Genomic DNA, 10,663 nt, shown 5'->3' with positions numbered 1-10,663 from the left:
TTCATCCTGCTCGACGAGCCCTTCGCGGGCGTCGACCCGATCGCGGTGCTGGAGATCCAACGCATCATCGGGTTCCTGAAGGCACGCGGCATCGGCGTGCTGATCACCGACCACAACGTGCGCGAGACGCTGGGCATCTGCGACCGCGCCTACATCATCAGCGAGGGACGGGTGCTGGCGGAAGGCACACCCGGTGAGATCGTGGAGAACGCCGACGTTCGAAAGGTCTACCTCGGCGAACACTTCAGGATGTGATCTCTTGACGGACCAAGCAGTATGAAACCGTCACTACAGGTTCGCCTGTCTCAGCACCTCGCGCTGACGCCGCAGCTCCAGCAGTCGATCCGCCTGCTGCAGCTCTCCACACTCGAACTCCACCAGGAGGTGGAGCAGATGCTGGAGCAGAACCCCTTCCTCGAAGCTGAGGAAGACGCCGCGCCCGCCTTCGAACCGATGACCGAGCGCAGCTCGCCCTCGGAGCAGGTGGCCGAGCGCGAAGCCGAACGCGTCTCGGAAACCGCCGGCAGCGACGCGGGTGGCGACGAGACTCCCGGCGTCGACAGCGCCGAGTTCGGCACCACCGAGCGCGAGGACTGGGAAAACGGCACCGAGCGCGACGACTTCGACGGCATCCGCGAGCTGCCCAGCGGCAGCGGCACCGGCAGCAACAACGACAGCGACGACGACTTCGACCCGCACGAGCGCAACAGCGAGAGCATCAGCCTGCAGGAGCACCTGCGCCGCCAGCTGCTGGGCATGCGCCTGAGCCCGGAAGATGCGGCGGCGGTGACGGTGCTGATCGAATCGCTCAATGAAGACGGCTACCTGGCCGATGCGCTGGAAGAGATCGCCGCCGAACTCGCCAGCGACGACGAGCAGCGCGAGGAGCTGCTCGAGCGCCTGCACTGCGCCCTCAAGTGGCTGCAGAACATGGAGCCGCTGGGCGTGGGCGCGCGCGACCTGGGCGAGTGCCTGATCCTGCAGCTGCGTGCGCAGGCGCGCTGCGAGGCACAGCTGATCGCCATCATGATCTGCAAGCAGCACCTGGAGCTGCTGGCCAAGCGCGACATGAAGAAACTCATGGCCGCCACCGGTGCCGACGAAGAGCTGATCAAGGAGGCACAGGCCAAGATCGTGGCCTGCGAGCCCAAGCCGGGCCGCCCGTTCACGCGCGCCGAGGCCAACGTGATCGTGCCCGACGTGATCGTGCAGAAGTCGGGCCGCAACTGGAAGGTGGTGCTCAACCCCGACGTGATGCCCAAGCTACGCATCAACGACCTCTATGCCCAGGCCATCCGCGGCAGCCGTGGCTCGGGCGGCGCCAATGGCGCGCTCAGTTCGCGCCTGCAGGAGGCGCGCTGGTTCATGAAGAACATCCAGCAGCGCTTCGACACCATCCAGCGCGTGAGCCAGGCCATCGTCGAGCGGCAGAAGAGCTTCTTCACGCACGGCGAGATCGCGATGAAGCCGCTGGTGCTGCGCGAGATCGCCGACGAGCTGGGCCTGCACGAGTCGACCATCTCGCGCGTGACCACCGCCAAGTACATGGCGACCATGTTCGGCACCTTCGAGCTCAAGTACTTCTTCGGCTCCTCGCTCAACACCGAGGCCGGCGGCAACGCGTCAAGCACCGCGGTGCGCGCGCTCATCAAGCAGCTGGTGGCCGCCGAAGACCCGGCCAAGCCGCTGTCGGACAGCCAGCTCTCGAAGATGCTCGAAGAGCAGGGCATCCAGGTGGCGCGTCGCACCGTCGCCAAGTACCGCGAGGCCTTGCGCATCGCGCCGGCCAACCTGCGGCGGACGATGTAATGGCCCTGCCCCTGTTCCTGCCCTGCGCCGCCGGCGTCGAAGCCTGGCTGGCCGAGGAGGTGCAGCGCATCCTTCCGCAAGCCCGCGTGCACACCGGCCGCGGCGGCGTGGGCGTCGACGGTGATCCGCTCGACGTGATGACGCTCAACCTGGAGAGCCGGCTTGCGCAGCGCGTGCTGGCCGAAGTCGCGGCCGGGCCGTACCAGAGCGAAGACGATCTGTACGCGCTGGCGCGCAGCGTCGACTGGCAGCAGTGGATCACGCCGCAGCACACGCTGCGCGTCGACACCACCGCCCAGCGCAGCCCGCTGCGCAGCCTCAACTTCGCTGCGCTGCGCGTGAAGGACGCCGTGTGCGACCAGCTGCGCGAGGCCACCGGCGAGCGCCCGAGCGTCGACACCCAGCGCCCCGACCTGCAGCTGGTGCTGCACCTGGGCGAGACGCACGCCTCGCTGTACGTCGACACCTCGGGCGAGTCGCTCTTCAAGCGCGGCTGGCGCGAAGACAAGGGCGACGCCCCGCTGAAGGAAACGCTCGCCGCCGCCATGCTGGCCGCGGCCGGCTGGCGCGGCACGCCCGAAGAAGGTGGCGCGCTGCACGACCCCTGCTGCGGCAGCGGCACCATCGCGATCGAGGCCGCGCAGATCGCCTGCGGCATCGCGCCGGGCCTGAAGCGCCGCTTCGCCTTCGAGCGCCTGCTGCCCTTTGCCGACAGCGAGTCGCGCGCGCAATGGCAGCGCCTGAAGAGCCACGCGCAGGCACGCATCCATGCGAACGCCGTGCCGATCTACGCCAGCGACGTGGCCTTTCGCATGGTCGACTTCGCGCGCCGCAATGCGCAGCGAGCCGGCGTGGAGCATGCGATCCAGTTCAACGGCGGCGATGCGCTGGAACGGCCTGCGCCCGTGCTGCCCGAACACCTGCACGGCACCCTGATGATCAACCCGCCCTATGGCGAGCGCATCGACGTGGCGGGCAAGGCGGCGCGGCCCTCGGCGCAAGATCGATCGGATGACAACAGAGCCGCTCCCGACGACTTCTTCCCCCGCCTCTCGGCCCACTGGAAGCGCGCCTACACGCAGCACCCCGCGGGCTGGACGGCCTGGGTGCTCAGCCCCGACATGAAGCTGCCGAGCGCGATGCGCCTGAAGGAATCGCGCCGCGTGCCGATGTGGAACGGGCCGATCGAATGCCGCTTGTTCCGCTTCGACCTGGTGGCCGGTTCGGCACGTTCAGTGGGGTGACGCGTTCGACGCCGGCAGGCTGAAGAAGAAGGTCGCGCCCGCGTTCGGCTGAGCCTGGGCCCACAGCTGGCCGCCGTGCCGCTCGACGATGCGCTTGACGATGCTCAGGCCCACGCCATGACCGGCGAAGCGCTGGCCATGCAGGCGCCGGAAGGGCTGGAACAGGCGCTCGGCCTGGTCGGCGTCGAAGCCAACGCCGTTGTCGCGCACATAGCAGACCTGTTCGCCCTCGCGCTCGAAGGCGCCCACCTCGATGCGCGGTGACTGTGCATCGCGGCTGAACTTGATCGCATTGCCGAGCAGGTTCACGTAGACCTGGCGCAGCAGGCCGGGGTCGGCCTCCACCACCGGCAGCTCGCGCACATCGATCGGCGGTGGCGTCATGTCGGGCTGCGCCAGGCGCATCTGCTCGAGCGTGTCGCGCACGAAGGCCTGCAGGTCGATGGGTTGCGGCGTGAGGTCGGCCTCGGCCACGCGGGCCAGCGAGAGCAGGTCGGTCACCAGCTGGGCACTCGCCTCCGCCTGCGAGGTGATCACCGTCAGCATGCGCTGCGCGGTGGCGGCGTCATGCCGGCCCAGCGCCTCCTGCGCCAGCCGCGACACCCCGGCGATGCCGCCCAGCGGCCCGCGCAGGTCGTGCGAGATGCTGCGGTTGAAGCCCTCCAGGCCAGCCACCACCTCGTGCAGCTCGGCGGTGCGCTGCGCCACGCGCTGCTCCAGTGAATCGTTGAGCGCCTGCAGCGCCACCTCGGCCTCGCGCCGCCGCGCCAGCTCGTCGGCGGCGATGCGCTGCGCGCGCAGCAGGCCGGTGGTGAGGATGGTCATGCCGCTGACGGTCACCGGCACGATGGCCGCATAGCGCAGCACCGACACCTCGATCCAGCCCGCCCACGCAACCGCAGCCAGCACGGGGTAGAGCATCAGCGCGGCAAAGACCAGTGCGTGCCCGTGCCCCGGCTCGCGCCGCATGGCCCACAGCGCCAGCAGGGACTGGAAACCAAGGAAGCTGGCGAAGACGGTAAAGCCCACGAGACGGCTGACAAGACCAGCCAGCACCAGCGCCGCGAACACGAGGGAGATGCCGAGCACCGCGCGGTCGATGCGCCGCTGCGTCGGCTGCGGAATCTGCGCGTAGCGCAGGAAACCCAGCGTCACCATTGCCACCGTGAACATGCCAACCAGCGTGGCCAATGTGTGGGGCCGCCCAGCCACCGGCTGCGTGTGACGGTCGAAGGCATAGACAAGCGCCACGGCGCCGTAGCCCAGGGCGAAGCAGGCCGACCACTCCAGGCGCTGGCGGCGCCACACCACGACATACAGCAGCGAGAGCACGCCGAGGGCGATTGCCCCCGCGACGGCATAGACCTCCATGGATTGCATTGCGCGCCGCGCCTCCTGCCCAGGGCCTGCGAGATCCCAGTGAACGATGGAATGTCTCGCCCGGCGTCTAGGACAAACCAGTAGCCGCCGCAGCCTCCCCCGATCTGCGTGTCTTCAGCCACACCAAGGCCACTCCCAGCAGGGCAAGCGGCACCAGGCTGCCGAGGTTCATCCAGGTCCAGCCCCCGGTGGTGACGAGCGCGCCCGAGCTGAAGGCGGTGAGCGTCGTGGTGAGGTAGACCCAGAAGTCCATCGCCGCCTGGGCGGTGGTGCGTTCCTCGGGCCGGTAGGCCTGGGTGAGCAAGGTCGTGCCGCCAATGAAGAGGAAGTTCCAGCCCACGCCGAGCAGGAGCAGCGCGCTGACGAAGTGCATCAGGTCCACGCCCGAGAGCGCGATCGCGACGCACGCGATGTTGAGCAGCAGGCCCACGACGAGGATGGGCAGCACGCCGAAGCGCTTGATCAGGCTGCCGGTGAAGAAGCTGGGCACGAACATGCCGAGCACGTGCCATTCGAGCACCAGGGCCGCGCTCTTGAAGGGATGCGAGCACTGCGCCATCGCGATGGGAGTGGCCGTCATCAGCAGGCTCATCACGCCGTAGCCCAGCGAGCTGGCCGCGACCGCGACAATGAACTCCGGCTGGCGCGCGATTTCGCGCAGTGGCCGGCCCGGCTTCTCGGCCGTGGCCACCGGCAGCGGCGGGAAAGGGATGAACGACAGCACCGCGAAGGCCAGCAGCGCCACGCCCACCAGGGCGGCGTAGGCGCCGGCGAAGGGCGCGGGCAGCACGTCACGCGTGCTGCTGGCCAGCTGCGGCCCGACCACGGCGCCGAGGATGCCGCCGGCCAGCACCCACGAGATCGCACGCTCCTTGAAGGCCGGCGCCACCAGCTCGGCGGCCGCGAAGCGGTAGAGGCCCGCGTTGGCGTTGTAGTAGCCGGCCACCATCGTGGCCGCCACCAGCAGCCAGAACTCGTGGTGAATGGCGGCCCAGGCGCACACCGCGGTCGAGGCCATCGCCACCACCAGCCCGGCCTGGAACGCACGCTTGCGGCCCCAGAGGCGCTGGTGCCGCGCCACCAGCGCTGTGAAGAGGGCGCCGCCCGCCACATAGCCCATCACCGGCAAGGTCGCGAGCCAGGCCGTGGGCGCGAGCTGCAGGCCCACCAGGCCGTTGATGGCGATGAAGGTCACGTTGTTGATCAGGAAGAGGCCCTGGCACAGGGTCAGCCACAGCAAGGGGGCGTTCATGGAAGCGAGATCCGTTTCAGAGGGAAGACAGCGCCAGGTGCGCGAGCACCGCCAGCGGTGCGGTGTCGGCACGCAGCACGCGCGCGCCGAGGCTCACCGCCGCGAAGCCGGCCTGCACGGCCTGGGCTTCTTCGCCGTCGCTCAGGCCGCCTTCGGGGCCGCTCAGGAACAGCACGGCGCGCTCGGGTGCAGCCAGTGGCTGCGTGGCGCGCGGGCTGAGCAGGCAGCGCTGTTCGCCGTTGGCCGCTGGCAGGCCACGCAGCCACTCGGCGAGCGTGCGCACCGGCGCGATCGCGGGCACGCGGGTGCGCCCGCTCTGCTCGCTGGCGGCGATGGCCACGCCCTGCCAATGCGCCTGCCGCCGCTCGGCGCGCTCGCCGCTCAGGCGCAGCACCGACCGCTCGGTGATCAGCGGCTGGATCGCATGCACGCCGAGTTCGGTGGCCTTCTCCACCAGCGCATCCATGCGCTCGTTGGCCGGCATGCCGACGGCGAGCGTGATCGGCAGCGCCAGTTCGCGCTCGGCCGCATCGTGTGCGTGCACCTGCACCTGCACCTCGCTGCGGCCCATCTGCAGCACGGTGGCGCGCCACTCGCCGCCGTGGCCATTGAAGAGCGTGATCTCTTCGCCGGGCTGCAGGCGCAGCACCTGCACATGGCGCGCCGGGCCGGGCGGCAGGCTGAGAGAGGTGTCGGCAGCGAGCGGATGCTCGATGTAGAGGCGTGCGGGCATGCGGGCGAGTGTGCCTCAGCTAGAGTCGCCGCCATGAGCACCGACATGAGCACCGACATCGAACGCCTGAGCGAAGCCGACGCCTGCCACGACGCGGAGCCGCTTCGCGGCGCAGCCCTGTTGCGCCAGATCGACGCGACCCAACTGCCCGCCGAGCGCCGGCCGCGCCTCGCCTTCCTGCTCAACCACGTGCTGGGCGAGAAGCTGCTCGCCTGGCCCGAGGCCCTGCAACGGCAACAGCAGCTGATCGCCCTCGCACAGCCCGCACCGCCCTTGGTGCTGTGGCGCCAACTGGGCTCGGCCGCGCTGGTGGCCGATGCGGGCGCGCCGCTCGCGCTGGCCGCCGATGCGCTGGTGGCCGGCAGCGGCGCATCAGCCGAGCGCGTGCAGGAGCTGCTGGCGCTCAGCGCCGCGATGTACCTCATGCCTTCGCGCCCGGCCGGTGAGGCCGGTGTCGGCGCATTGAAGGCCCTCGTGCCCTTCGACGCCATCCACTGGCCGACCGGCAGCGCGCTCGACGCCCAGGCCGCGGCCTGCGCCAACAACCTCGCCAACGACCTGCTCTCCCGGCCCGAAGCCGAGCTGCAGAACGCGCCCCTGCGCGCCGCGCTCGCCAACGGTGCCGAGATCGCACTGCGGCTGTGGCAAGCCGCCGGCACCTGGGTGCAGCAGGAGCGCGCGCTCTACCTGCGCGCCCTGGCCTGCACGGCGCTCGGCGAGCCGCACGGCACGCGCCGACATGCGCTCGCCGGGCTCGCGCTGCTCGATGCCCATGACAGTGCGCATGAAGAGAACGTCGACCGCGCCTTCTTGGAGCTCGAACGCTGGAACGCCTGCCAATGGCTGGGCATGGCCGACGAAGCACACGGCGCCCTCACGCGCGCCGAGGTCCTGGCCGCGCAGTTCAACGACGCCGGCTTGACCGACTGGTTCGAAGGCCGGCGCCGCAAGCTGCCCAGCTTCAGGCGCTAGCGCCCGAAACGGCGGAAGACCACCCGCAGCCGCCGCCTCGCGACCTGCACGGCACGCCAGCCGGCAGAACGCAGCACCGCCGCCTTGATGCGCGCCTTGGTGGCGCGCCACCAGCCCAGCGCCCGCGCAAACCACGCGAACTGCACCAGCTGCGGCTCGGTCAGCACGAAGAGCCGGCCGACCAGGGCCGTGCCCAGCAGCTTGGCCGCCACGATCACCCCCAGGCCCAGCGCCGCGTGGCCGAGGTGGATGAGCCACAACGCCAGCAGCTTGACCGGGAACAGCAGCACCGCCGGCACCAGGAACAGCGCCAGCGCGACGCGGGGCGGCACGCGGCGCAGCGCGGCTTCGAGCCGCGCCAGCGGCGGCCACTGTGCAAACCAGGCCACCGCTGCAGTGAGCGGCCGCCAGCCCCACTCTTCGATGAACAGGATGACGGCCGCCAGCGCCAGCAGCACCGCACGAAGTGCACGCCGCAAGGCGCGCCAGAACGTCATGGCGGGAGAGGAAGAACCAGGCCGCCGGGGGTCAGGTGCCGAACAGCGAACGGCGCGCCTTCTCGGCGGCCGGCAAGCCCTTGCGCTCGCGGATCTGTTCAAGCACGCGGTTGGCCACGTCGCGCAGTTCCTCGATGCTGCTGGCCTTCTCGACCGCGAGGGTCAGCGTGAAGCCACGCAAGCCCAGTTCGCTGGAAATCAGCTTGGTGAGCGTGGCGGTGAACTGCGCGTAGTCGAGGGGCTGGTCGGTGGCGGTGTCGTCGCCCAGCGGTGCCGGCCGGGTGTTGAGCGGCGACGGTGCCGTGTTGGCCGATGCCGTGCGGCTGGACGACCCATGCACCGGCGCGATCAGGTCGAGGGACTCGAGGAACTTGAAGTCTTCGGGCTTCAGGCCGACCACATTGGCCAGCAGCATTTCTTCGGTTTTCACCCCGTCGATCAGCAGCAGGAGGTTGCGCTGGTGGCGCTCCTTGACCAGGGCACGGGTCTGCATCTCAACTCGTCCCGCATCTGTCTTGGACCAGATCACTGCTGACCTCCGTGGGTGACTGCGCCTCCAGTGTGCGCGCATTGCGCGAACCTGAAGGGCTTGGGTGCCGTCCTGTCCGGCAGCGTTCCGCATTAGAACCGGCAAGGCGGGAAATTGTCACATTTCCCGCCATCTGCAACGGCATTTCGTTGCAGGCCATGCACTCCCGGGCTCAGGCCTTGTCGCGCAGTTCGCGGCGAAGGATCTTGCCCACAGGCGTCTTGGGCAGCTCGTTGCGGAACTCGATGATCTTCGGTCGCTTGTAGCCGGTCATGTTGGCTTCGCAGTAGGCGCGCACGTCGGCCTCGGTGACGGCCGGGTTGCTGCGCACGATCACCAGCTTGACGGCCTCGCCGGTCTTGGCGTCGGGCACCCCCACTGCGGCGCACTCGAGGATGCCGGGCATCTGCGTCACCACGTCGTCGATCTCGTTCGGGTAGACGTTGAAGCCGCTCACCAGGATCATGTCCTTCTTGCGGTCGACGATGCGGAAGTAGCCGCGCGCATCCACCGTGCCGATGTCGCCGGTGCGGAAGAAGCCGCTGGCCGTCATCACCTTGGCGGTCTCGTCGGGGCGCTGCCAGTAGCCGGCCATGACCTGCGGGCCGCGGATGGCGATTTCGCCCGGCATGCCGACCGCGACCTCGTTGCCGTCGTCGTCGAGCAAAGCCAGTTCGGTGTTGGGCAGCGGCAGGCCGATGGTGCCGGTGAAGGCTTCGCTGTCGGTCGGGTTGCAGGTGGCCGAGGGCGAGGTCTCCGACAGGCCATAGCCTTCGCAGATCGGGCAGCCGGTCTTCTCAAGCCACAGCTTGGCCGTGGCCTGCTGCACCGCCATGCCGCCGCCGACGCTGATCTTCAGCTTGCTCCAGTCGACGGTGTTGAAGTCGGGGTGGTTGGCCATCGCCATGAACAGCGTGTTGACGGCCGGGAAGCTGTGCACGCCTTCGCGGGCGATGTCCTTGAACACCGCCGGGATGTCGCGCGGGTTGGGGATCAGGATGTTGCAGCCGCCGGTGCGCATCGACAGCATCATGTTCGAGGTGAAGCCGAAGATGTGATACAGCGGCAGTGCGCAGACGGTGATGGTCTGCTCACCCGCGGGAATCTTCTTCAGCGCGGGCTGGTACCAGGCTTCGCACTGCAGCGTGTTGGCCACCAGGTTGCGATGCAGCAGCACGGCGCCCTTGCTCACGCCGGTGGTGCCGCCGGTGTACTGCAGCACTGCGATGTCGGTCGGCTTGAGGTCGGGCGAGCGGTAGGCCGCCTTGCGGCCGGCGGCGACGGCGTCGTTGAAGCGCACGACGCCGGGCAGCGTGAAGGCCGGCACCATCTTCTTCACGTTGCGCACCACGTAGTTGACGATGGCACCCTTGGGGAAGCCGAGCATGTCGCCCATGGCGGCGAGGATCACCTTCTTGGTCGGCACGGCGGCGTAGCAGGCCTGCAGCGTGGCGGCGAAGTTCTCGATGATGACGATGGCCTTGGAGCCGGAGTCCTTGAGCTGGTGCTCCAGCTCGCGCGGCGTGTACAGCGGGTTGACGTTCACCACCACCATGCCGGCGCGCAGGATGCCGGCCACGGCGATCGGGTACTGGGGCACGTTGGGCATCATGATGGCGACGCGGTCGCCCTTCTCCAGGCCTTGCGACTGCAGGTAGGCGGCGAAGGCGCGCGATTGCTCGTCGACCTGGGCGAAGGTGTAGCTCTTGCCCATGAACTTGTAGGCCGTGGCGGCAGCGTGCTTCTTCAGGGCCTCTTCAATCAGCGCCGTCAGCGAGGCGTACTCATTGAAGTTGATCTGCTCAGGCACGCTTGCGGGGTACTGCTTGAGCCAAGTCTTTTCCATCAGATTCTCCGGTGCTTCTTATCTCGTGAAAGTGCGCGATTCTGACGCATGGCTGACAGCCGGAACATCAGGGCTTTCGAGCGTCGAACGAACGTTCGTTTTTTGAGTCGGCGAGAAAAAGGCCACGCGGATCGCTCCGGCGTGGCCCGTGGGGGCGAGGGCTTGGTCTACTCGACCGCCTTCACCATGTCTTCGACCACCTTCTTGGCGTCGCCGAACACCATCATGGTCTTGTCCATGTAGAAGAGCTCGTTGTCGAGGCCGGCATAGCCGGCAGCCATCGAGCGCTTGTTGACGATGATGGTCTTGGCCTTGTACGCCTCCAGGATGGGCATGCCGTAGATCGGGCTGCCCTTGGTGTGCGCCGCCGGGTTCACCACGTCGTTGGCGCCCAGGATGAT

General features: G+C 68.8%; 11 protein-coding genes. 4 read left to right on the top strand and 7 right to left on the bottom strand.

Features of this window, described 5'->3' with window-relative positions:
* From VFL64_RS20225 to VFL64_RS20215, 3 genes are all read left to right on the top strand, one after another.
* Nucleotides 1–255: ABC transporter ATP-binding protein C-terminal domain-containing protein (locus VFL64_RS20225; RefSeq protein WP_489542186.1), on the top strand; the 255-nt coding region annotated here is incomplete at its 5' end.
* 21 nt (nucleotides 256–276) lie between these two features.
* Nucleotides 277–1,809: an RNA polymerase factor sigma-54 gene (locus VFL64_RS20220; RefSeq protein WP_489542185.1), complete on the top strand. Its 1,533-nt coding sequence runs from the start codon at nucleotides 277–279 to the stop codon at nucleotides 1,807–1,809.
* Nucleotides 1,809–3,053, top strand: coding sequence for a THUMP domain-containing class I SAM-dependent RNA methyltransferase (locus VFL64_RS20215; protein WP_489542184.1), 1,245 nt, complete (start codon nucleotides 1,809–1,811; stop codon nucleotides 3,051–3,053). The genes VFL64_RS20220 and VFL64_RS20215 overlap by 1 nt, the downstream gene beginning before the upstream one ends.
* Here the strand turns inward: VFL64_RS20215 and VFL64_RS20210 are convergent.
* The 3 genes from VFL64_RS20210 to VFL64_RS20200 form a co-directional block, all read right to left on the bottom strand.
* A complete protein-coding gene (locus VFL64_RS20210) occupies nucleotides 3,042–4,433 on the bottom strand; it encodes a sensor histidine kinase (RefSeq protein WP_489542183.1) in 1,392 nt (463 codons plus the stop codon). The genes VFL64_RS20215 and VFL64_RS20210 overlap by 12 nt on opposite strands.
* Before the next feature lie 67 nt (nucleotides 4,434–4,500).
* Nucleotides 4,501–5,685, bottom strand: a complete 1,185-nt coding sequence (locus VFL64_RS20205; RefSeq protein WP_489542182.1) for an MFS transporter — start codon at nucleotides 5,683–5,685, stop codon at nucleotides 4,501–4,503.
* A gap of 16 nt (nucleotides 5,686–5,701) precedes the next feature.
* Nucleotides 5,702–6,418 (bottom strand): 16S rRNA (uracil(1498)-N(3))-methyltransferase, encoded by a 717-nt coding sequence (locus VFL64_RS20200; RefSeq protein WP_489542181.1) that lies wholly within the window; start codon nucleotides 6,416–6,418, stop codon nucleotides 5,702–5,704.
* Nucleotides 6,419–6,451: 33 nt separating this feature from the next.
* Here VFL64_RS20200 and VFL64_RS20195 point away from each other — a divergent pair, with 33 nt between their 5' ends.
* Complete coding sequence (locus VFL64_RS20195; RefSeq protein WP_489542180.1) at nucleotides 6,452–7,390, top strand: hypothetical protein; 939 nt, start codon at nucleotides 6,452–6,454, stop codon at nucleotides 7,388–7,390.
* Here VFL64_RS20195 and VFL64_RS20190 read toward each other — a convergent pair.
* The 4 genes from VFL64_RS20190 to VFL64_RS20175 all read right to left on the bottom strand — a co-directional run.
* Complete coding sequence (locus tag VFL64_RS20190) at nucleotides 7,387–7,887, bottom strand: hypothetical protein (protein WP_489542179.1); 501 nt, start codon at nucleotides 7,885–7,887, stop codon at nucleotides 7,387–7,389. The two genes, VFL64_RS20195 and VFL64_RS20190, sit on opposite strands and share 4 nt — an antisense overlap.
* 31 nt (nucleotides 7,888–7,918) lie before the next feature.
* Nucleotides 7,919–8,380: a hypothetical protein gene (locus VFL64_RS20185; RefSeq protein ID WP_489542178.1), complete on the bottom strand. Its 462-nt coding sequence runs from the start codon at nucleotides 8,378–8,380 to the stop codon at nucleotides 7,919–7,921.
* Between the two features lie 208 nt (nucleotides 8,381–8,588).
* Entirely contained in the window at nucleotides 8,589–10,262 is a 1,674-nt protein-coding gene (locus tag VFL64_RS20180; RefSeq protein WP_489542177.1) for a long-chain-fatty-acid--CoA ligase, read from the bottom strand.
* 167 nt (nucleotides 10,263–10,429) lie between these two features.
* Nucleotides 10,430–10,663: NAD(P)(+) transhydrogenase (Re/Si-specific) subunit beta (locus tag VFL64_RS20175; protein ID WP_489542176.1), on the bottom strand; the 234-nt coding region annotated here is incomplete at its 5' end.

This window comes from Rhizobacter sp. (assembly GCF_035702065.1).
GTDB lineage: Bacteria > Pseudomonadota > Gammaproteobacteria > Burkholderiales > Burkholderiaceae_C > Rhizobacter.
The sequence above is the reverse complement of the archived record's forward strand: the minus strand, read 5'-3'. Positions and strand labels throughout refer to the sequence as shown.

What these genes read in the sequence shown, in the direction of transcription:
- VFL64_RS20195 (WP_489542180.1), top strand. Translation starts at nt 6,452, where the DNA reads ATGAGCACCGACATGAGCACCGACATCGAACGCCTGAGCGAAGCCGAC.
- VFL64_RS20185 (WP_489542178.1), bottom strand. Translation starts at nt 8,380, where the DNA reads ATGCAGACCCGTGCCCTGGTCAAGGAGCGCCACCAGCGCAACCTCCTG.
- VFL64_RS20210 (WP_489542183.1), bottom strand. Translation starts at nt 4,433, where the DNA reads ATGCAATCCATGGAGGTCTATGCCGTCGCGGGGGCAATCGCCCTCGGC.
- VFL64_RS20180 (WP_489542177.1), bottom strand. Translation starts at nt 10,262, where the DNA reads ATGGAAAAGACTTGGCTCAAGCAGTACCCCGCAAGCGTGCCTGAGCAG.
- VFL64_RS20200 (WP_489542181.1), bottom strand. Translation starts at nt 6,418, where the DNA reads ATGCCCGCACGCCTCTACATCGAGCATCCGCTCGCTGCCGACACCTCT.
- VFL64_RS20215 (WP_489542184.1), top strand. Translation starts at nt 1,809, where the DNA reads ATGGCCCTGCCCCTGTTCCTGCCCTGCGCCGCCGGCGTCGAAGCCTGG.
- VFL64_RS20220 (WP_489542185.1), top strand. Translation starts at nt 277, where the DNA reads ATGAAACCGTCACTACAGGTTCGCCTGTCTCAGCACCTCGCGCTGACG.
- VFL64_RS20205 (WP_489542182.1), bottom strand. Translation starts at nt 5,685, where the DNA reads ATGAACGCCCCCTTGCTGTGGCTGACCCTGTGCCAGGGCCTCTTCCTG.
- VFL64_RS20190 (WP_489542179.1), bottom strand. Translation starts at nt 7,887, where the DNA reads ATGACGTTCTGGCGCGCCTTGCGGCGTGCACTTCGTGCGGTGCTGCTG.